A 19,648-nucleotide genomic window follows, 5' to 3' on the forward strand; every position below is an offset into this window, starting at 1 on the left:
GCCTTCGAGAGGGGCGCTTTGTCTCAGCTTCATCATTTGTGCCGAGAGCGCCTGTTCAGTGATGCCCAACATTAGGCTCAAGCTGCTTCGCCACCTTGCGATGCCTTGGCCTGAATGACGCGTGCGAGCTTTGCACCGGGCTCCTTGACCGTGCGGGCGATCTTCGTCGCCGGCGCGTTCAAGAGACCAATCAGCTTTGCTCTCAGCTCATCAAGCGAAGGCAGGTCGGCGAGTGCTTTGACGCCGTTCGCGTCGAGGACGGACGCTCCCATCGCGCCGCCGAGGATCACGAGCTTCTCGTTCTCCTTGGCGTACTTGACGGCAGCACGGGCCGCGGCGATCGGATCCTTCGAGTAGGCCAACACTGTCGGCCCAGCGAAGAGATCGGCGATACCTTCGGCTTTCGTGTCCTTGAGCGCGAGCTTCACCAGCTTGTTCTTGGCCACTTTGACAGACCCGCCCGCCTCTTTGACGCGCTTGCGGAATTCTGCCGATTGAGCGGCCACCATGCCGGTGTTGTGGGCGACGACGACCACACCGGTGTCTTTCAACACCTCGTGGAGCGACGTCACGAGCGCCTGTTTTGCGGCTCTATCCACCTGCTCACTCCTGGTTGCGACTGGCCCGTTCGCGGGCCGGTCGCGGGTTGCACCCTGCCGCAGCGTTCTCCGCGAGGAGGTTGCCGCGACGCTAGTCCTGTCCAACCGCGCGCATGCAATACGGCACGGTGCTGACCCAGAAGGCTCATACCGGCAAGGCGCCCATTCGGGCGTCAAACCGGGTGGTCTCCCGTCTCATGCGGGCCCTCATCTGAGGATTATGCGTCACCGGCAAGCCGGATCGGCGCCCATCAATCTCGGACAGGTCCTCGGCAGATCGGCCCGGGGGCTTCTCTGCCGAGATCCCAGGCCGCTCCTCTTGCGAAAGGCGGCCCGGAATTCTTGCGAGCAACTCGGCTGGCTTAGGCCGCCGGAGTTGCCGAAACGACGGAGCCGGTCTCGATCTTGAGGCCCGGTCCCATGGTGGAGCTCAGCGACACCTTCTTGATATAGGTGCCCTTGGAGCCCGCAGGCTTGGCTTTCGACACGGCTTCGACGAATGCCTTGATGTTCTCGACGAGGGCCTGCTCGGTAAAGCTCGCCTTGCCGACGCCGGCGTGGACGATACCGGCTTTCTCGACGCGGAACTCGACCGAGCCGCCCTTGGCGCCCTTGACGGCGGAGGCGACATCCATGGTCACCGTGCCGACGCGCGGGTTCGGCATCAGGCCGCGCGGGCCCAGCACCTTACCGAGACGGCCGACGAGGCCCATCATGTCCGGCGTCGCGATGCAGCGATCGAAATTGATCGTGCCCTTCGAGACGATGTCGACCAGATCCTCAGCGCCAACCACGTCGGCACCGGCTGCCTTGGCCTCTTCGGCCTTGGGACCGCGCGCGAAGACGGCGACGCGGGAGGTACGGCCCGAGCCGTTCGGCAGGTTGCAAACGCCGCGCACCATCTGATCGGCGTGCTTCGGATCGACGCCGAGGTTCATCGCGACCTCGACGGTCTCGTCGAACTTGGCCTTGGCGCGGGCCTTGATGAGACGCACGGCCTCGTCAACGCCGTAAGCCTTGTTCCGATCGATGCCTTCGCGGACGGCCGCGTTGCGCTTGCCGCCGGCTTCGCGCGTCGCCTTCACTGCGTCCTCAGAAACGGACTTCTTTGCTGCTTCTTTCGCCATCGGTTTACTCCACCACCTTGAGGCCCATCGAGCGGGCGGAGCCGGCAATCGTCTTGGTGGCCTGGTCGAGATTGTCCGTGTTCATGTCCTTGAGCTTCACCTTCGCGATGTCGCGGAGCTGAGCCATGGTGATCGAGCCAGCCACGTCGCGGCCGGGGTTCTTGGAGCCCGAGCCCGGCTTGCCGGTGGGCTTCATGCCTGCGGCCTTCTTGATGAGGAACGTCGCCGGCGGCGTGCGCATCTCGAAGGTGAAGGAGCGGTCCGAGAACACGGTGATCTTCACCGGAATCGGCGTACCCTGCTCCAGGTCCTTCGTCTTCGCATTGAAGGACTTGCAGAATTCCATGATGTTTACGCCGCGCTGGCCGAGCGCGGGGCCGATCGGCGGAGACGGATTGGCCGCTCCTGCCGGGACCTGAAGGTTGATGTAGCCGTCTATCTTCTTTGCCATCGTATCCCCTAAGTTCTGCAGGAAGCTCGAGGCTTCCCAGGGTTAGCGGTCCACGGATCCGAGCTTTCGCCCCAAACCCTCCCGCACATTCGAGAGATGACCGAACCATCGGCTCACCTCTCTCAACCGGCGCGGTTACGCCGGAAGCTCGTCGTTTTAGGCTGGCACCTTCTCCACCTGCCCGAATTCCAGCTCGACCGGCGTCTTGCGCCCGAAGATCGACACGCCGACCTTGAGACGCGAACGCTCGCCGTCCACTTCCTCGACCTCGCCCTGGAAAGAGGCGAACGGTCCATCGACGACCTTCACCTGCTCGCCCACCTCGTAGATGATCGAGGGCTTCGGACGCTCCACGCCTTCCTTCACCTGGTTGAGGATGCGGGCAGCCTCCTCGTTGGAGATGGCGATCGGCTTGTTGTCGGCGCCCAGGAAGCCCGTGACCTTCGGCGTGTTCTTGATGAGCACGAAGGCGGCGTCGGTCATCTCCATGTTGACCAGCACGTAGCCCGGCAGGAACTTCCGCTCAGCCTGCACCTTGCGGCCGCGCTTGACCTCCACGACCTCCTCGGTCGGCACGACCACCTCCTCGAAAAGGTGCTCGAGCCCAGCCGACCGCGCGCGCTCCTTGATGGCTTCGGCCACCTTGCGCTCGAAGTTGGTGTAGGCGTGAACGATGTACCAGCGCTTGGCCATTCTCAATTCGTCTCTATGTCCTGCCTTCGCAGTGAAGGCGCTCGCGACCCGGCTCACTTGAAGCCCGATCAACCGCGGAGTCCAAGCACCATGTTGACCAGATGCCCAAGGGCCTGGTCCGTAACGAGAAAAAAGGCTGAAGCCAACGACACCATGACGAGGACCATCAGCGTGGTAATCCACACTTCCTTCCACGTCGGCCAGGTGACTTTGGAGACCTCCTGCCGTACCTCTTGAACAAATTCAAACGGATTGAACTTCGACATCAAAACCGCTTCCTAAGCGCCATGCGACAGATTGACGCGCCCTGTGTTTAAAGGGTTCGTCTTATGAGCCGGATCACGCGCCCTCTTCATTCGATCCCGCCCCAAACAGCTGGCAGGGGAGGAGGGTCTCGAACCCCCAGCCTTCGGTTTTGGAGACCGACGCTCTGCCAATTGAGCTACTCCCCTATCGCACGGCTCGTACACGCCTCGTCGACGCGAAAGGCGCACATGCCTTATGCGGGGGCGGCATCCTTAGCTGAACTTTTTACGTTTGTCACTCGCCTGTGGACACTTTATCGAGCGCCTTTTTCTGGACTTGCTCGTTGCGGGCCGGTCATGCGCCCGTCCAAACGCCCCAAAAGGCCCATTTTCCGGGCTTTACGGAGGGGAGTTTTTTCGCCGTTCAGCCTGTCTTTTCAACGACGACGGCGGTGCCGTAAGCCAGCACCTCGGTCACCGCCGAGGCAATCTCGTTGGCATCGTAGCGCATGGCGAGAATCGCATTGGCCCCCATGGCCTCGGCCTGCTTGATCAGCAGGTCGAACGCCTCCTGCCGGGTCTCCTCGGCCAGCTTGGTGTAAACCGATATGGTGCCGCCGAACAGAATTTGTATGGCTGCGCCTATGTTTCCGACCACGGATCGAGACCGGACTGTCAGCCCCCGTGCCACGCCCAGGTGGCGAACGACCCGATAGCCTTCAAGCTCGTTGGTGGTGGTGACGATCATGAGGAGCGCTCCGCGGCGGCTCAGACCACGGCGCGTTTCATGCGCCGGGAAACTGGAGCGGGTGATGGGAATCGAACCCACGTATTCAGCTTGGAAGGCTGCTGCTCTACCATTGAGCTACACCCGCGAAACTCAGTCGAAACAGCGGCTTGAGGACGCTTCCTCATAACGTCTTACCCCTGGAAGGGGCACTGGCGGCTCGCCGCCCGATGCTCGGCCCGCTTCTATAAGTGTAATCGGCGCGATTGGGAAGGTGCTGGCGCAGCTTGCGGGACGACTTCCTCAGCTTCTCTCAGTTCGGCACGACAGCCGGCGCGGGTGGAGCCGGCGCTCGGGACGCGAGCTCAGGCGCCGGGCGAGGCACATTGACCTGCAGCGTCCCGGCCGGGAGCCGGTTCAGGAAGTCGAGCGCATAGTGGAGCTGCGTATCGTCGGCTGAGTTCTCCGGAACGTAGGGGATTGAGCGCGCGGTCCCAGCCTCGGCAGCCTCTCCATCCGGGTTCCTCAGATGATTGGCGAGGGACTGCTCCCCGCCGGTCAGCGCCCCTTCGGCGGCGGCCGCCTTCACGCTGTCCGGGACCTTCTCCTCCACCAGAACGTCGGGATCGATGCCCTTGGCCTGAATGGACCGGCCCGACGGAGTGAAGTAGCGCGCCGTGGTTAGGCGCAGGGCGCCCTTCGATCCGCCGAGCGGAAGGATGGTCTGGACGGTTCCCTTGCCGAACGAGCGTGTGCCCACGACGATGGCTCGCCTGTCGTCCTGAAGGGCGCCTGCGACGATCTCGGCGGCGCTCGCCGTTGCACCGTTGATCAGGACGACGATCGGCTTGCCCTTCATGAGGTCGGCGCCATCGGCGTCGAAGTCGGTCGTGTCAGCCTTGCTGCGGCCCTTGATGCTGACGATGCGCCCCTTCGCAACGGCTTCGCTCGTCACCGCTATGGCCTGCTCCAGCAAGCCGCCTGGATTGTTCCTGAGATCGAGCACGTATCCCTTGAGACCGGGGCCGATGGCCTTCTTCGTCGCGGCGATGGCGGCGGCAAGCTTCTCGGCGGTCTGGCCGTTGAATGTCGTGACCTTGATGTAGGCGACGTTGCCTTCCGCACGCTGCTCGACAGGGCTGACGTTGATGATCTCGCGCCTCAACGTCACGGAGATCGGGGCGTCCACACCTTTGCGCGTGACGGTGAGCGTCACCTTCGAACCGGGCGCACCATGCATGCGATCGACGGCTTTCTCCAGCGGCATGCCGTCAGTCTCGTCGTTATCGATCTTCACGATGACATCGTTGGACTTGAGGCCGGATCTCGCGGCCGGCGTTCCTCCGATCACCGTGACAATGCGGATGGCGTCATGCTCCGCCTGGATCTCGAGGCCGACGCCGCCAAACGTTCCGGAAATCTCCTCGCTCATGCGCTCGTATTCCTTCTGGCTCATGTACGAGGAATGAGGATCGAGCGCGGCCAGCATGCCGTTGATGGCGCCTTCCATCATCTTGGCGTCATCCGGCTTGTCCACGTAGTTGGCTTGGATCTGCTGGATAACCTCGCCGAAGAGATTGAGCTCGCGATCGAGCTTTGATTTCGATGCTGAGAAAGCGTCCACGCTCAGCGTGGCGCCTACCGACGCCGCCATCATTGCGGCTATCACGCAGCGCCGCGTGGCGCGTGACCAGGATCCCATCATGGCGGCGAAAGCTCCAACGATATCATCTTGCGGCCGCGCCGCCCCGGATCGTGTCGGAGGCGCGGAAACTTACCTCATGCGGCGGCTCGCAGGTTCTGGCCGGGCCGCCGCATCTCCTACCTGCTAGTCCACGCAGTCGTAGTAGCGTTCACGCCAGTACGGACTGCCCGTCGCTTGCCAGCGGGAATATTCGTAGCCGCAGCTGTAGTAGCCGTAGTCTCCCACATAGACGTCGCCGACCCCGAACACGACACCATGGCGGTGATGGAAATGATGATGGTCGTGACCGGGATGCATGTGAGCCGTGTGGATCGGCCCCATGTGATGTTCCATATGGTGTGCCATGGGCGCGTGTCCCATCGCGTGCCCCATGTGAGGGCTGCCCATGCTCATATGCGGCATGCCCATGCCGCCCATCGGCATATGGCCGCCAGCGGCTCCCGCCGCTCCCGCGGCAAGACCGATCGCTACAACGCCACCCGCGCAAGCGGCGGCTATTTTCGAGACTGCATTCATTTGCCTTACTCCTTCTTGGTTCGCGTGGAGCGAAATCTCCTTCCCCGGCGAAAGGGCAGGCTCCGGGCAACCAGGACATTCCCGCTGCCAGAGGCCAGTCGCAAAAAAGTGAGGTCAGGCTGAAGGGGGCCCGCGCGTCGGACCATTGCGAACGCGACAGACCGGAATGAGGGCTAGGCGTGCGGGCCTCGCCGCGCGCAGAAAGGCAGTGCCGAACAGGGCCGCGATGGCAAGGCTGCCGAGCAGCGCCAGGCCGGGATCACCCCCGGTTTCAGGGCTAGCCCATGGATCGAGCCAGAGGGACCCGCCCTCCGTCAGGCTCGCAATGGCGGTTGTTTCCGGGGAGGCGCGGCCAGTGCTGGAGGATCGCCCGTCGGCTTCGCCGAGGGCAAACGCCAGGCTCGCCACCGCGCCGCAGACCAGGGCGACCAAAATGCCGAGCCAATTACTACGATTTATGAACGCGTTTTTCACCGGGCACGTCCTCGTGCATCCTTCCAACACATAGGTCGCATTTGAAGAATAACCAGGGGCGTGCGGCGGCGTTCCCCTCCGCCCCGCGGTTTCACGGACAGCAAGGCGCCGGCAGGCAGGACTTGATACATTTGCGCGATTTGCCCGTTGTGCGATTGAGGCGTGTCGTCAAGGCTGCATCCAGCCGGCAGAAGACCAAGCGAACCAGATGGCCAAGCATAATTCGAATGCAACCGCAGAACGCGTGACGAGCCCCGGAGCGGACCCGCACGCGGGCGAGGCGGCGACCATCGACGCGCCGGTGCTCGCAGGCAGCCGCCTCGCCCGGCTCGCCGGAAACTCACGCGTGCGAGCGGGCGTGGTGCTGGTGCTGTTCGCCATCGTGTGCTTCGCGCTCTATCACGAGATCGAGGTCACCTCCTGGCACGAGGTGCGCGTGGCGCTCGCTCAAACGCGGAGCGATCAGATCGCGCTCGCCCTCCTCGGAACCGCGATCTCCTATTTCGCGCTCACGGGATACGATGTGCTCGCGCTCCGCCATCTCGGCGCCGTGCGCATCCCGTTCAGCACGGTCGCGCTCACGTCGTTCGTGAGCCAGGCGTTCACGTTCAATTTCGGCTTCGGAATTCTCACGGGGGGCGCGGTGCGAATGCGCCTCTACGGCGCGGCCGGGGTCAAGCCGGACCACATCCTGGCGACCAGCGTGTTCGCGGCGCTCGCCATCTGGACCGGCATCGCCGCCGTGGCGGGGCTTTCGCTCGTGATCGCGCCGGACGTCGCGGAGACCGTTCTCTCCATGCCGGAAGCCGGCGCGCGGGCCCTGGGCTTCGCCCTGATTGGTCTCGTCCTGTGGAGCTGGTGGTATACGGCGACGCGGCGCCCCAAGATTCCAGGCCTCGACGTGCCTGCTCCCGACGGCACCGTCACCGGGCTCGCCCTGCTCGTCGGCGCAACCGACATCGTGGCGTCGGGCTTCGCGCTGTGGGCTCTGCTGCCCTCCGAAGTGACGCTCAGCTTTCCAGCTTTTCTGGTCATCTTCGTTTCCGCCATCGCGCTCGGCGTGATCAGCCACGTTCCGGGTGGACTTGGCGTGTTCGAGGGCATCATCCTTCTGGCCCTGCCCACGGCACCCGCAAGCGGCCTTCTGGCCTCGTTGCTCTTGTTCCGCTTCATCTATTACCTTCTGCCGATGGGGCTCGCGGCGGGCGCCCTCGCCTTTCTGGAACTCAGGGAACGGCAGGAGGCGCTCGCGAAACATGCCAAGCGGCTCGGCTCGTCGCTCGGCGCCTCGATTCCGCTGGTGTCGGCCATTCTCGTCTTCCTCGGCGGGTTCATCCTCATGGTGTCCGGCTCGCTACCCGCCGAGCATCACCGCATGGCCATCCTGCGCTATGCGGTGCCGCTGCCCTTCGTCGAAGCCTCGCATTTCGTCGCCAGCATAGCCGGCACGCTGTTGCTGATCGTCGCCTATGGTCTCGCCCGGCGGCTCGAAAGCGCTTGGCGCGTCGCGACGACGCTCCTGCTGCTCGGGGCGGCGTTCTCGCTGCTCAAAGGCATCGACTACGAGGAGGCCGTGGTGTGCCTCACTATCGCGGGCCTTCTGATCGCGGGCAACCGGTGGTTCTATCGCAAGGGCGGCGTTCTCTCGGGCGCGCTGCAGCCGAGCGAGATCCTGGCGATCGGGCTTGCGTCCATCACCTCGATCTGGATCGGCTTCATCGCCTTCCGGGACGTGGCCTATGACGACACGCTGTGGTGGGATTTCGCGTACAGAGGGGACGCGTCCCGCTTCCTCCGGGCCACCGTCGGTATCGCCGTCACCGTTCTGATCACGGTCGTCTATCGACTGATCAACCGCGCCGCGCCCGCACGCAACACGGCCTCGCGGGAGGAGCTCGACACGGCGCGCTCGATCGCGGCGGCGTCCGAGTTCGCCCATGCCAATCTGGCGCTGATCGGCGACAAACGTTTCCTGTTCAACGCCGAGAAGACCGGCTTCGTGATGTTCGGCACGCAGGGATCGAGCTGGATCGCAATGGGCGATCCCATCGTCAACGGCGACGACGACGAGGTCGCGGCGCTTGTCTGGCAGTTCAAGGAGCTTGTGGACCGGAACTCCGGCGTGCCGGCGTTCTACCAGGTCTCGAGCGAGAACCTTCCCATTTATCTCGATGCCGGGTTCTCCATGGTGAAACTCGGCGAGGAGGCGTGGGTCGATCTCGGCGCGTTCACGCTCGACGGCGCGGAAGGCCGCAAGCTGCGACACGCCATGTCCAAGGCGCAGCGCACGGGCGCCACCTTCGAGGTGGTGCCTGCGGCCAACGTCACGCCGGTTCTACCGGAGCTCCGGCGCGTCTCGGATGCGTGGCTCAAGGAACGGAAGCAAAAGGAGAAGGGCTTCTCGCTCGGCTACTGGACCGACGCATACATGACGCAACACGACATCGCCATCGTGCGCATCAACGGCCGGATCGCCGCCTTTGCCAACATCTGGCGCAGCGCCAACCGCAACGAGATGTCCATCGACATCATGCGCGTTCGCCACGAGGCACCCAACGGCACCATGGACTTCCTATTCACCGCGCTCATGGATTACGCCAAGACAGAGAGATACCACTGGTTCAATCTCGGGATGGCACCGTTGTCGGGCCTGCCGCGACACCGCCTCGCGCCGCTCTGGAGCCGCATGGCGACGTGGATTTCACGCCACGGCGACAGGTTCTACAAATTCGAAGGGTTGCGCTCGTTCAAGAGCAAATTCCGGCCTGAATGGCGCCCCAAATACCTCGCTTATCCCAGCGGCGTGCTTCTGCCGCAAATCCTGATCGACGTGACGACGCTGATCGCCACCGCGCCTTCCCGGGCGCGCACCGAGGAGACGACTTGATGACGCCCCAGCCAAAGCCGCTCGGTTTCAATCTCCGGCGTCTTGTCCTGCCGCTCGCGGCCTTGCTCGCGAGCTTTTTCAGTCTCCCGGCGCTTGCCGAAACGCGCAGCATCAGCCTCACCCAGGACACGCTCGGCACCATCAAGATCCTCGCGCCCGCCGAGGAGCCCAAGCATTTCGTGATCTTCATTTCGGGAACGGACGGGCTGACCAGCGAGCGTCTGGCGGAAGCCGACAAGCTCGTCGCGCAGAACGCGGCGGTTGCGCTGATCGATCTCGCAGCGCTCAAGGCCGTGTTCGCGAAGCACAACGACGACACCTGCCACTATGTATTCGGAGATTTCGAGGACCTTTCGCGCAATGCCCAGCGCAAGCTCGGCATGACGGACTGGCAATGGCCGCTGCTGCTCGGCACCGGCGAGGGCGGCACGCTCGCCTATCTCGCCCTCGCGCAGGCGCCTGCAAACACTGCGGGCGGCGCCGTGAGCCTCGGCTTCTCCCCGAGCTTTCCGACCAAACGTCCGATCTGCGACGGCGCGCCCGTGGCGTCCGACAACCGCGGCAGCATCACCTACGATCCCAAGGACGATCTGCCCGCGCCCTGGGCACTGGTGGTGGACAATGCGCCTTCGGACGCGGTGAAGGCCTTTGCGGCGAAGCCCGAGCAGACGGCGATCCAGATCGTTCCCGGGGACGATGCGACGCGGTTCGATGCGGCGATAAAAGCCCTGTTCGACATGAAGCCGCCGACCGGCCAGGCACTCGCAGACCTGCCGCTGACGGAGCTACCCGCGAAAGGCACGGCGACGACGCTGCTCATCCTGCTTTCCGGCGACGGCGGCTGGCGCGATATCGACAAGCAGATCGGCGAGTATCTCTCGGAGCGGGGCGTCGCGGTCGTCGGGCTCGACTCGCTCCGCTACTTCTGGAGCCGGAAGGAGCCGAGCCAAATCGCGGCCGACATCGAGCGGATCGCCGATCACTATCGGGAAAAATGGAAACTGCAATCGCTGGCGCTGACCGGCTACTCGTTCGGCGCGGACGTCTTGCCGATGGCTTGGCCGGAGCTCGAACCCAACACGCAAGAGCGGACGACGGTCATCGCGCTGCTTGGCTTCGAGCCGACGTTCGATCTCGAAGTGTCGGTATCGGGTTGGCTCGGCATGGCGCCCTCGACGAACATCGATGTGAAGCCGTACCTCGCGGGGCTCCCGAAATCCAAGGTGCTCTGCTTCTACGGCGTCGAGGAGAAGGACGACAACAGCACGGCTTGCGTGCTGCCCGGAATGGATGGCGCCACCCGGATCGAACGTCCGGGCGGCCACCATTTCGACGGCAACTATCAAGTGATCGCCGACGAGATCCTGAAGAGGCTGAAGGCCACCGAAAAGGTCGACTGAGCGGCGGCGCTTCTTAGTTGCTGATCCAGTCGGCGCATTTGGCGGGCGGTGTCGTCTCGCCCCACGGACTGATCGGCACGCTCGACGTGGAGTTCTCCGGACTGCCTTCGATCATCTTGTCGGTGTAGACGAGATAGACCAGCACGTTGCGCTTGGCGTCGCAGCCGCGCACGATCTGCATGCGCTTGAAAATCAGCGAGCGGCGCTGGCTGAAGGCTTCATCGCCCTGCTGCAGCTTACGCTTGAACTTTATGGGACCGACCTGGCGGCAGGAGCTCCTCCGCAAGGCCGAGCCAGCCGATCCAGCCGCCCTTCTCGGGCACCGTGAAATAGCAGGCCACGCCTTCCACGTCCGGATCGTCGATGGCATACGTGCCGAGCTTGTGATCCGGCGACAGGAACTTCCATACGGTCGTCTTCCTGAAGATCAGGTCGGGATCGTCGGCATGCGCCGCCGATCCGGCACAGAGCACCGCGCCAACGATCATCGCCTTCAGCAGTCTCATCTTTTGCATCCCTCGTGTTCGAGCGGGCGCCTCGCCGTGCCGGAGCGCCCGCCCTCTTGCCAGCATTTCCGATATGCTTATCTAAAAAATCATATGAGAAAACAGTCTAATAGGCCTGTAAACTAATTGCTTCATGGTCCCTTGGACGACCTGCACAGTCACTCCCTCACCGCAACCTTGCGAGCGCGTGGACATCACCCTGCGCGCGTCTGCGGAAACCTGAACCGGACTTGGAACCGGGCTTGGCACGAGGGATATCCATGCGATTGAAAACGCTCTTCTCGGCGTTGCTGCTCACCGTGAGCAGCTTCGCCACGACGGCTAACGCAGCCGAGACCGTCCGGGTTGCCATCGGCACCCAGGACACCACGATCAACACCGCAACCGGCGGGCTGCTCGTGCGCGAGCTCAAGCTGCTCGAGAAATATTTGCCGAAAGACGGCAAGTACAAGGACGTCACCTACGACATTCAGTGGAAGAATTTCACGAGTGGCGCTCCGATCACCAACGAGCAGATCGCGGGCAAGCTCGATTTCGGCCTGATGGCGGATTTCCCGGGCTCGCTCAACGGCGTCGCGCACGAGAAAGCGGGGCGCAAGAGTCTGTTCATTACCGTGCTGTCAGGCAGCGTGAAGGGCTCCGGCAATGGCATCGTGGTTCCCGCCATCTCCCAGGTGCAGTCGATCGCCGATCTCAAGGGCAAGACCATCTCGGTTCCGTTCGCCTCGACCTCGCATGGCCTGCTGCTACGCGCCATCAAGGCGCAGGGCTGGGATCCCGACAAGGACGTGAAGATCATCACGCAGGCTCCCGAAGTGGCAGGGCCTGCCTTGCAGTCGAACCAGATCGAGGCGCATGCCGACTTCGTGCCGTTCGCCGAGCTGTTCCCGTGGCGGGGCTTCGCGCGCAAGATCTATGACGGCTCGCAGGCCGACGGGCCCACGTTCCATGGCGGCCTCGTGGATGCGGCCTATGCCGAGAAGTACCCGGAGATCGTCGTCGCGTTCCTGCAGGCCGCGCTCGAAGCCGACCGGCTGTTCGCCGAGGAGCCCGAGAAGTACAGCGAGCTGGTGGCGAAGATCACGGGCGTCGAGGCGGAGGTGAACTACCTGTTCCACGGGCCTCTCGGCCTTCAGACGCGCGACCTCACCTGGAAGCCCGAGTATCGCAAGGCCGTCGGCACCTCCATCGAGACGCTGAAGCTGCTCAAGAAGGCCGACCAAGGCATCGACGTCGACAGCTTCGTTTCGGATCGCTTCATCAAGGAGGCTTTCAAAGCCTCGGGCCGCGACTACGACGCCGCGCTCAAAAACTATGACCAGCTCCCGCTCAAGGCCAAGGACGCGGTGACGGGCGAAGAGATCAAGGATCCGAAGCGGGTCGCGCAGATTTGGGTAAAGGACGAGCCTCTGGTTCGCCACTACGCCTCGGCCGAGAACGCACTCAAGGCCCTCAAGACGATCGAGGCCGAGGGCAAGACCATCCGCGTGCTCTACGCCCAGGATCGCAACAGCGGCATCAAGCTGCTCGGCAACCAGGCCTGGTTCGTGCGCGCCGATACCGGCGAGGTGAGCGCCTTCCTGCTCAAGGAGCAGGCGGAAGCCTGGGCCAAGGAGAAGGGCGGGAAGGTTCTCGACTTCCCCGGCGCCCGCTCCGCGGTTCTGGCCAGCAACTGAGGTCAAAGGCGTGGCCTCATCGAGCGATACCGGGCTCGCCCGGTGGACACTCCGAGCCGCATCGATCGCCGTCTTCCTCCTCGTGTGGCAGACGGCGTCGACGCTGCGGCTCAACCTCGGCCTCGTCACGTTCGTGAACGTGCCGCCGCCGACCGAAGTGCTCGAGGCGGCGATCGCCTTCGTGCAGTCCGCGAAGGCCGTCGACCACGTGAGGAGCAGCCTGGCCCGCGTCACGGCCGGCTATGCGATCGCGGCCTTCGCAGGGATCGCGCTCGGACTTGCGATCGGGCGCTCGCGGCGGGCGGCCGATATCCTCCTGCCACCGCTCGAGATCCTGCGTCCGATCCCGGCGGTGGCGTGGATTCCGCTCGCGGTGCTGCTGTTTCCGTCGTCGGAGGCCTCGATGATCTACATCACCTTCATCGGCGCGCTGTTCCCCATTCTCCTCAACACCATTCATGGCGTCGAGAGCGTCGATCCGCGTCTGGTGGCATCGGCCAAAAGCCTTGGGGGAACGCCGGGCGCCATCCTGCGCGAGGTGGTGCTTCCCGGCGCGGCCCCGAGCATCGTGACGGGACTTGCGATCGGCATGGGCACGAGCTGGTTCTGCCTCGTCACCGCCGAGATGATCTCGGGTCAGTTCGGCATCGGCTACTACACGTGGGAAGCGTACACGATCCAGAACTACGCCGACATCATCGTCGGCATGATCCTGATCGGCCTGCTCGGCATGGGCTCGAGCGCGCTCCTGCGCTGGATCGGCGCGCGTCTCACGCCCTGGCACACGGTGGGGGAGACACGCTGATGAGCGGACGCGAAAGATTGGCCCGACCGGAGCTTGGCCGCATCGAGGCGCAGGACGTTTCGATCCGGCTCGGCCGCGGTGCGCAGGCATTCGAAGCCGTGCAAGAGGTGAGCTTCTCCATCGAGCCCGGCGAACTCGTCTGCGTGATCGGGCCGTCCGGTTGCGGGAAGTCCACGCTGCTCGGCGCTCTGGCCGGGCATATCGCGCCGGCTTCGGGAAAGTTGCATGTGGATGGCGCGCCTGTCACGGGTCCGCATCCCGATCGCGGCATCGTGTTCCAGCACCATACGCTGTTCCCGTGGAAGACCGCGCGAGACAACGTCGCGTTCGGTCCCAAGATGCGCGGCGTCGCAAAAGGAGAGCGACGGCGGCAGGCCGACGCGATCCTCGATCTGGTCGGCCTGGCCGATTTCGCCGGGCGCTATCCGAAGCAGCTTTCCGGCGGCATGCAGCAGCGCGTGGAGATCGCACGCGTGCTCGTCAACAAGCCGCGCCTCCTGCTGATGGACGAGCCGTTCGGCGCCCTCGACGCGCTGACGCGCATGATGATGCAGGAGCTCTTGCTCGACATCTGGACGCGCGTGCGCACGACCATCGTGTTCGTGACGCACGACATCGACGAGGCGCTGTTTCTCGCCGACCGCATCATCGTGATGAGCCCCCGGCCTGGGCGTATTCTGGAGGAGATCCCGGTTCCCTTCAAACGCCCGCGCTCGACCGACATCGTCGCCTCGCAGGAGTTCGGACGGCTCAAGCATCACTGCCTCGAGCTGTTGCGCGTGCGGCCGGACGGCGTGCCGCTGCCGCGACTCTCCCCTCTCGGCCTTGGAACGGGGGATAGCGAATAGCGACGCTTCAGAAGTCCGGCGCGTTGTCCGACAGCGCTCAGCGCGCATCCGCCTGACAAACTGCGTTCAAAGAAAAACGCGCCGGATCACGAGAGGCCCGGCGCGCTTCTTCTCTTTGGCTTGCGGGCCCCGACGCAAGGCCCTCGGGAGAGAGACCATGCATCGGGGCCGAGGGCCTTATGGCCCGCGAGCCCGAGATGCGAGCGGGGACGCAGCTCAGGCCCGCCAAGATCATGTGGGCAGGAACAAATCGCTCGAGAAGTAGCGCTCGGCAGACGACGGCGCGAACGTCAGCACCGTCTTGCCCTTGAGCTCGGGCCGCTTAGCAAGCGCGGCGGCAGCCGCCACGTTGGCGCCGGTCGAGATACCGCCCGGAATGCCCTCGATCTTTGCGAGCCGGCGTGACGTTTCGAACGCGATGTCGTTTGAGACCGTCACCACCTCGTCGATCACCTTGGTGTCGAGAACCGCCGGTACGAAGCCCGCGCCGATGCCCTGAATCTTGTGCGGGCCTTTCTGGCCGCCCGAGAGAACGGGGCTCGCATCCGGCTCGACCGCAACGATCTTGAGATGCGGGATGCGCTGCTTCAGAACGTGGCCGACGCCGGTGATAGTGCCACCTGTGCCGACGCCCGCGACGATGACATCGACGTTGCCGCCGGTATCCTTCCAGATCTCCTCGGCCGTCGTGCGCTCGTGAACCAGTGGATTGGCGGGGTTATCGAACTGGCCGGGAATGAGCGCATCAGGCAGGCTCCCGGCGAGCTCCTTCGCGCGGGCGATGGCGGCGCCCATACCGCCTGCGGCCGGCGTCAGCTCGAGCTTGGCGCCCAAGTGGGCCAGGATCTTGCGGCGCTCGAGCGACATGGATTCGGGCATGACGAGGATCAGTTCGTAGCCGCGCGCGGCGGCGACGAACGCGAGCGCTATGCCGGTGTTGCCCGATGTCGGCTCGACGAGCACGGTCTTCCCGGGCGTGATCTTACCTTCCTGCTCAAGCACATCGACGAGAGACACGCCGATGCGATCCTTCACCGAGGAGAGCGGGTTGAAGAATTCGAGCTTCAGGAGAATGCGCGCGGGAATGTCGTCCGCAGCCTGGAAGCGGTTCAGAGCCACGACAGGCGTATGGCCGATGGTCTCCGTAATGTTCTCATAAACGCGGCCGCGGCCCCAGCCCGCTGTGGCCTCAAGCGTCTTGATCTTAACGATATCGTTCATCACTCGCTCCCCGTGCAAGACAGATTCGGCTCAACGTATGGATCTTCACCGCGGCGCGGAACGATGAATATGTGAAATGCAAATTCACGATTTGCATTGCGCGTCTTCTTCGTTGTGCGGGGCCGTATTCTCCGTAGCTTGGCGCTCTTTCCAGAGGATGAGGCGCTATGAGCGAAGCCCGACCGTTCGACGTGGCCATCGTGGGAGGAGGTTTTACCGGCGCGGCCGTCGCCTATCATCTCTCCCGCTACCGTCCCGGCGCCTCGGTTGCCGTTTTCGAACCTCGCAGCTTTCTCGGCGGCGGGCTTGCCTATGACGATCGGGACCCCGCTCACCGGATCAATGTGCCGGCTTCGCGCATGTCGCTCGTTCCGGGCGACGATACCCACTTCGCGCGCTGGCTCTCCGCAACGCAGGCGGGACGCGGGGACGAGGCCATCACTGGCCGCGACGGCGCTCTCTATCCGGCGCGGGCGGTGTTCGGACGGTATGTGGCCGCGCACATAGAGCCGCTCGTTTCCGAAGGGCATGTCGCGCATATCAGGGGCCGCGTGGAGGAGATCTCCTACTCCGGCGACCGGTGGACGCTCGCGACCGAAAATGGAACGACCGTGCGCGCGGAGATCGTGGTTCTCGCCACGACGCACCCCTCTCCCGATCCTCCCCAGCCGCTCGCCCCGATCGCCTCGGACCCGCGAGTGATTGCGGACGCGCTCTTGCCGGGCGCGCTGAACCAGATCGCGCCACAGGAGCGGGTGGTGATTCTCGGCACGGGTCTCACGATGGCGGATGTGGTGGCCTCACTCGACCGGCTCGGCCACCTTGGTCCGCTCGTCGCGATCTCGCGGCGCGGATTGCGCTCGCGCGGGCACTCAAAGATCGCGTCGGATCCGTTCGGCGATTTCACGATGCCGCCTGCACGCGCCTCTCGGTTCTTACGTCAGATAAGGCAGACAATTGGCGAGGCGGCAGATAGCGGCCTCAGTTGGCATGGGGTGATCGATGCGGTGCGCGCGCAGGCGCAGACGTTCTGGCCGACCCTCTCTCCCGACGCACAAAGCGCTATCGTGCGGCATCTGCGCGTCTATTGGGATGTGCATCGCTTCCGCATCGCGCCGCAGGTCGAGGACGTCCTCGACCGCAAGCTCGCGGATGGCTCGCTCACGATCCTTTCGGCCTCGCTCCTCGACGCGCGAAAAGACCTGGATGCCCTTACCCTCTCCGTTCGCCGGAGAGCCAGGCATGAGGTCGCAACTCTTTCGGCCGACCGTATCATCGTGACAACGGGACCAGCGCACGCGAAGATCCTCTCGACGCACCCCTATCTCGGGGCGCTCAAGGCTGCAGGTTACGTCATAGCCGATCATCTGGGGCTTGGCATCGCGTGCGATGGAGAGAGCCGCGCCATTGGACGGAAGGGGGGCGTCGTCCCGACGCTTTTCATCGCTGGCCCGCTTGCCCGCGCGCGGTTCGGCGAATTGATGGGTCTTCCGCAAGTTTCGGAGCATGCGCGCCGTGTTGCAGAGACAGTCTCAAACGCGCTTGCGGCGGCGGCGCGCGATGTCGCCGAAGTAAGCTGACCACGCGTTTGGCGCGCGTGGCCAGCTCTGATCGTCAGCGCTTTTCAACCTCCGAGCTCTTCTTGCCGGTGGGCGACCAGATCTCCGCGTCCGTCGCCTTCACCTCCTTGGGCAACAGGCCCTCGGCGAAAAACACGTCCGCGATGCGCTGCTGCTCGGTGAGATCGGCGGCGCTTAGAGCGCGGACCTGATAGCTGCGGCGCCCATTCGCCGTTTCGACAATGGCGGGATCGAGTCCCCAGACCGGGGCGAGCACCTTCGCGGCCTCCGCCGGGTTGGCCTTTACCCACTGCCCCGTCGACTGGAGAAGCTCGAAGTACGTCTCGATCACTTTGGGGTCGCTCGCGGCGAAGGCGCTGGCGGCCAGATAGTAGCGCTGATAGCTGGCTATGCCTGTTCCATCTGCAAGAACGCGCGCGTTGGCCTGCTTCTGCGCGGCGGAAACGAAGGGATCCCAGACGACCCAGGCGTCGACCGCGCCCTTCTCGAACGCGGCGCGTCCGTCGGCCGGCGAGAGGTAAGCGGGCTCGATGTCCTTGAACTTCAGGCCGGCCTTGCTCAGCGCGGAAATCAAAAGAAAGTGCGCGCCGGCGGCCTTGGTGACGGCGACCTTCTTTCCCTTGAGGTCGGCAAGCTCTTTCAGGGGTGAGTCGGGACGAACGAGGATGGCCTGCGCAGTGGGCGATGGCGCTTCCTGCGCGACGTAGGTGAGCTTGGCGCCCGCGGCCTGGGCGAACACCGGAACCGTATCGGCGACATCCGCCGAAAGCTCGATGGCGCCCACATTCAAGGCTTCCAGCAGCGGCAGTCCGCTCGCGAACTCGGACCACGAAACCTTGTAGCCGAGCGCCGCGAGGCGTTTCTCGAGTTCTCCGTTCGTCTTCAGGACAGTCGCCAGCGTCGAGGACTTCTGGAAGCCGATCCGAACCGTTTTGGTTTCGTCCGCCGCGTTGCCCGGCGTGAGTGCGGCCAGCGACGTGCCCAGCACGGCAGCCAACGGCAACAGGCGTTTCAAATATCGCATCGTGATCTCCTCATGTTCTGCCGGGGCCAAAGGCGTGGCCCGTCAGGCGCACTATGAGGACGGACGTTGCGTGCTCTCCAATATGAAGTTTCGCTAAGCAAATACGCAAAAAGTCTACTCGACCCCCACACTTGTTTCCGTGTGTCAGTCCTCGTCGCCCTGTCCGGATGCCTCCGTGTCACGGATGAGCTTTTCGGTGATCGTCGGCGTGCACAGCTCGATGAAGCGGTAGACGTAGCCGCGATGGAGACGCCCGCGTCGCAGCGCGATGCTGGTGGTGCTGGGCGCGAACGGCTCTTTCAGGTTGACGAGGCGCAAACCCGCGTCCCGCTTCGCATCGAACGACATCGGCGCGATGATGCCGACGCCGAGACCCAGCGCGACGTAAGCCTTGATCACGTCGGCATCGAGCGCCGTCATGGTGACGTCGGGGCTCAGGTTCTGCGCGTCGAAGGCTTCATCGATGCGCGGACGCCCGGTGAGGCCCGTGTCGTAGGTGACGATCGGATAGTTCGCCAGCTCCTCCAGCGTGACGTTCTCCCTGCCGTCGAGGGGATGACCCGCGGGGACCACGACGATGTGCTGCCAGGAATAGAACGGGAAAGAGACGAGGTCACGCTCGTCCGTGAAAGCATCCGTTGCGATGGCGAGATCGGCGGTGCCCGATTTCAGGAGCGTGCCGATGTCTCGCGGGCTCGACTGGTGCAGGACAAGGCGAACGCCAGGGTATTGCTGCTTGAACTTCACGATGACGTCCGGCAGCACGTATCGGGCTTGCGTATGCGTTGTTGCGATCTCGAGCAGGCCTCTGTCGCTCACCGCGAACTGCGAGGCCGCCTGCTTGATGTTCTCGGCTTCGAGCAACACGCGATCGGCAATCTTGACGACTTGCTCCCCAAGCTCCGTCAATCCGAGAAGGCGCTTCCCACGGCGGCGGAACAGCGCAACACCGAGCTCCTCCTCGAGGTCGCGGATCTGCTTGCTGACGCCGGATTGCGACGCGTAGATCGCATTTGCCGCTTCGGTGACATTGAACTTTGCGCGAACGGTTTCCCTGATAATCCGAAGCTGCTGAAGGTTCATCGACGGTGCCTTGCCTTGTCCTGCCGCCGGCACGGCGCAGGATTCATGCCCTAGGGTTATGCTGCTCCGTACGTTGCTCGA

18 protein-coding genes, 2 tRNA genes and 1 pseudogene are annotated in these 19,648 nt (G+C 64.1%); 6 read left to right on the top strand and 15 right to left on the bottom strand.

The window, feature by feature from the left end:
* Window positions 1–77: 77 nt before the first annotated feature.
* The 11 genes from rplJ to F812_RS26640 all read right to left on the bottom strand — a co-directional run bounded on the left by rplJ (window position 78) and on the right by F812_RS26640 (window position 6,537).
* Window positions 78–599, bottom strand: coding sequence for a 50S ribosomal protein L10 (gene rplJ, locus F812_RS0118020; protein ID WP_026868245.1), 522 nt, complete (start codon window positions 597–599; stop codon window positions 78–80).
* 362 nt (window positions 600–961) lie between these two features.
* On the bottom strand, window positions 962–1,726 hold the full coding sequence (rplA, locus tag F812_RS0118025) for a 50S ribosomal protein L1 (protein WP_020087389.1): 765 nt from the start codon (window positions 1,724–1,726) through the stop codon (window positions 962–964).
* A 4-nt stretch (window positions 1,727–1,730) separates the two neighbouring features.
* Window positions 1,731–2,177, bottom strand: a complete 447-nt coding sequence (gene rplK / locus F812_RS0118030; RefSeq protein ID WP_020087390.1) for a 50S ribosomal protein L11 — start codon at window positions 2,175–2,177, stop codon at window positions 1,731–1,733.
* Window positions 2,178–2,333: 156 nt separating this feature from the next.
* Window positions 2,334–2,870, bottom strand: coding sequence for a transcription termination/antitermination protein NusG (gene nusG / locus F812_RS0118035; protein ID WP_020087391.1), 537 nt, complete (start codon window positions 2,868–2,870; stop codon window positions 2,334–2,336).
* Between the two features lie 68 nt (window positions 2,871–2,938).
* Window positions 2,939–3,136 (bottom strand): preprotein translocase subunit SecE, encoded by a 198-nt coding sequence (gene secE / locus F812_RS0118040; protein ID WP_020087392.1) that lies wholly within the window; start codon window positions 3,134–3,136, stop codon window positions 2,939–2,941.
* A gap of 110 nt (window positions 3,137–3,246) precedes the next feature.
* A tRNA-Trp gene (locus F812_RS0118045) sits at window positions 3,247–3,322 on the bottom strand.
* A gap of 217 nt (window positions 3,323–3,539) precedes the next feature.
* Entirely contained in the window at window positions 3,540–3,863 is a 324-nt protein-coding gene (locus tag F812_RS0118050) for a YbjQ family protein (protein WP_020087393.1), read from the bottom strand.
* Between the two features lie 53 nt (window positions 3,864–3,916).
* Window positions 3,917–3,990 (bottom strand) — tRNA-Gly (locus F812_RS0118055).
* A 165-nt stretch (window positions 3,991–4,155) separates the two neighbouring features.
* A complete protein-coding gene (locus F812_RS0118060) occupies window positions 4,156–5,547 on the bottom strand; it encodes a S41 family peptidase (protein ID WP_245257708.1) in 1,392 nt (463 codons plus the stop codon).
* Window positions 5,548–5,670: 123 nt separating this feature from the next.
* The gene (locus F812_RS0118065) at window positions 5,671–6,063 is read right to left on the bottom strand and encodes a hypothetical protein (protein WP_020087395.1); all 393 of its coding nucleotides are present in this window, start codon (window positions 6,061–6,063) and stop codon (window positions 5,671–5,673) included.
* Window positions 6,064–6,177: 114 nt separating this feature from the next.
* Complete coding sequence (locus tag F812_RS26640) at window positions 6,178–6,537, bottom strand: hypothetical protein (RefSeq protein ID WP_156827511.1); 360 nt, start codon at window positions 6,535–6,537, stop codon at window positions 6,178–6,180.
* Window positions 6,538–6,745: 208 nt separating this feature from the next.
* On the opposite strand from F812_RS26640, the gene mprF reads away from it, so the two are divergent.
* Both mprF and F812_RS0118075 read left to right on the top strand, forming a co-directional pair.
* Window positions 6,746–9,424, top strand: coding sequence for a bifunctional lysylphosphatidylglycerol flippase/synthetase MprF (gene mprF, locus F812_RS24540; protein WP_020087396.1), 2,679 nt, complete (start codon window positions 6,746–6,748; stop codon window positions 9,422–9,424).
* Window positions 9,424–10,824 carry a virulence factor family protein gene (locus F812_RS0118075; RefSeq protein WP_020087397.1) on the top strand — a complete coding sequence of 467 codons (1,401 nt, stop codon included), beginning with the start codon at window positions 9,424–9,426 and terminating at the stop codon, window positions 10,822–10,824. Before mprF ends, F812_RS0118075 begins: the two co-directional genes overlap by 1 nt.
* 13 nt (window positions 10,825–10,837) lie before the next feature.
* Here the strand turns inward: F812_RS0118075 and F812_RS24545 are convergent.
* Window positions 10,838–11,330: pseudogene (locus F812_RS24545) on the bottom strand (CreA family protein).
* A gap of 260 nt (window positions 11,331–11,590) precedes the next feature.
* On the opposite strand from F812_RS24545, the gene F812_RS0118085 reads away from it, so the two are divergent.
* The 3 genes from F812_RS0118085 to F812_RS0118095 are packed head-to-tail and all read left to right on the top strand — an operon-like array spanning window position 11,591 to window position 14,659.
* A complete protein-coding gene (locus tag F812_RS0118085) occupies window positions 11,591–13,006 on the top strand; it encodes an ABC transporter substrate-binding protein (protein WP_020087398.1) in 1,416 nt (471 codons plus the stop codon).
* Window positions 13,007–13,016: 10 nt separating this feature from the next.
* Window positions 13,017–13,811, top strand: a complete 795-nt coding sequence (locus F812_RS0118090; protein ID WP_020087399.1) for an ABC transporter permease — start codon at window positions 13,017–13,019, stop codon at window positions 13,809–13,811.
* Window positions 13,811–14,659: an ABC transporter ATP-binding protein gene (locus tag F812_RS0118095; RefSeq protein WP_020087400.1), complete on the top strand. Its 849-nt coding sequence runs from the start codon at window positions 13,811–13,813 to the stop codon at window positions 14,657–14,659. Before F812_RS0118090 ends, F812_RS0118095 begins: the two co-directional genes overlap by 1 nt.
* Window positions 14,660–14,890: 231 nt before the next feature.
* Here F812_RS0118095 and cysK read toward each other — a convergent pair whose 3' ends face one another.
* Window positions 14,891–15,880, bottom strand: coding sequence for a cysteine synthase A (gene cysK / locus F812_RS0118100; protein ID WP_020087401.1), 990 nt, complete (start codon window positions 15,878–15,880; stop codon window positions 14,891–14,893).
* Window positions 15,881–16,047: 167 nt separating this feature from the next.
* On the opposite strand from cysK, the gene F812_RS0118105 reads away from it, so the two are divergent.
* Window positions 16,048–17,460 (top strand): FAD/NAD(P)-binding protein, encoded by a 1,413-nt coding sequence (locus tag F812_RS0118105; RefSeq protein ID WP_020087402.1) that lies wholly within the window; start codon window positions 16,048–16,050, stop codon window positions 17,458–17,460.
* 34 nt (window positions 17,461–17,494) lie between these two features.
* Here the strand turns inward: F812_RS0118105 and F812_RS0118110 are convergent, their stop codons facing one another.
* The gene (locus F812_RS0118110; protein WP_020087403.1) at window positions 17,495–18,484 is read right to left on the bottom strand and encodes an aliphatic sulfonate ABC transporter substrate-binding protein; all 990 of its coding nucleotides are present in this window, start codon (window positions 18,482–18,484) and stop codon (window positions 17,495–17,497) included.
* Between the two features lie 144 nt (window positions 18,485–18,628).
* Window positions 18,629–19,567: a CysB family HTH-type transcriptional regulator gene (locus tag F812_RS0118115; protein ID WP_020087404.1), complete on the bottom strand. Its 939-nt coding sequence runs from the start codon at window positions 19,565–19,567 to the stop codon at window positions 18,629–18,631.
* Between the last annotated feature and the right edge of the window lie 81 nt (window positions 19,568–19,648).

The sequence above is a fragment of the Hyphomicrobium zavarzinii ATCC 27496 genome (assembly GCF_000383415.1).
Lineage (GTDB): Bacteria > Pseudomonadota > Alphaproteobacteria > Rhizobiales > Hyphomicrobiaceae > Hyphomicrobium_C > Hyphomicrobium_C zavarzinii.

Excerpts from the sequence above, each read along its gene's own strand:
- rplA (WP_020087389.1), bottom strand. The coding sequence starts at position 1,726 with ATGGCGAAAGAAGCAGCAAAGAAGTCCGTTTCTGAGGACGCAGTGAAG.
- rplK (WP_020087390.1), bottom strand. The coding sequence starts at position 2,177 with ATGGCAAAGAAGATAGACGGCTACATCAACCTTCAGGTCCCGGCAGGA.
- nusG (WP_020087391.1), bottom strand. The coding sequence starts at position 2,870 with ATGGCCAAGCGCTGGTACATCGTTCACGCCTACACCAACTTCGAGCGC.
- secE (WP_020087392.1), bottom strand. The coding sequence starts at position 3,136 with ATGTCGAAGTTCAATCCGTTTGAATTTGTTCAAGAGGTACGGCAGGAG.
- F812_RS0118050 (WP_020087393.1), bottom strand. The coding sequence starts at position 3,863 with ATGATCGTCACCACCACCAACGAGCTTGAAGGCTATCGGGTCGTTCGC.
- F812_RS0118060 (WP_245257708.1), bottom strand. The coding sequence starts at position 5,547 with ATGATGGGATCCTGGTCACGCGCCACGCGGCGCTGCGTGATAGCCGCA.
- F812_RS0118065 (WP_020087395.1), bottom strand. The coding sequence starts at position 6,063 with ATGAATGCAGTCTCGAAAATAGCCGCCGCTTGCGCGGGTGGCGTTGTA.
- mprF (WP_020087396.1), top strand. The coding sequence starts at position 6,746 with ATGGCCAAGCATAATTCGAATGCAACCGCAGAACGCGTGACGAGCCCC.
- F812_RS0118075 (WP_020087397.1), top strand. The coding sequence starts at position 9,424 with ATGACGCCCCAGCCAAAGCCGCTCGGTTTCAATCTCCGGCGTCTTGTC.
- F812_RS0118085 (WP_020087398.1), top strand. The coding sequence starts at position 11,591 with ATGCGATTGAAAACGCTCTTCTCGGCGTTGCTGCTCACCGTGAGCAGC.
- F812_RS0118095 (WP_020087400.1), top strand. The coding sequence starts at position 13,811 with ATGAGCGGACGCGAAAGATTGGCCCGACCGGAGCTTGGCCGCATCGAG.
- cysK (WP_020087401.1), bottom strand. The coding sequence starts at position 15,880 with ATGAACGATATCGTTAAGATCAAGACGCTTGAGGCCACAGCGGGCTGG.
- F812_RS0118105 (WP_020087402.1), top strand. The coding sequence starts at position 16,048 with ATGAGCGAAGCCCGACCGTTCGACGTGGCCATCGTGGGAGGAGGTTTT.
- F812_RS0118110 (WP_020087403.1), bottom strand. The coding sequence starts at position 18,484 with ATGCGATATTTGAAACGCCTGTTGCCGTTGGCTGCCGTGCTGGGCACG.
- F812_RS0118115 (WP_020087404.1), bottom strand. The coding sequence starts at position 19,567 with ATGAACCTTCAGCAGCTTCGGATTATCAGGGAAACCGTTCGCGCAAAG.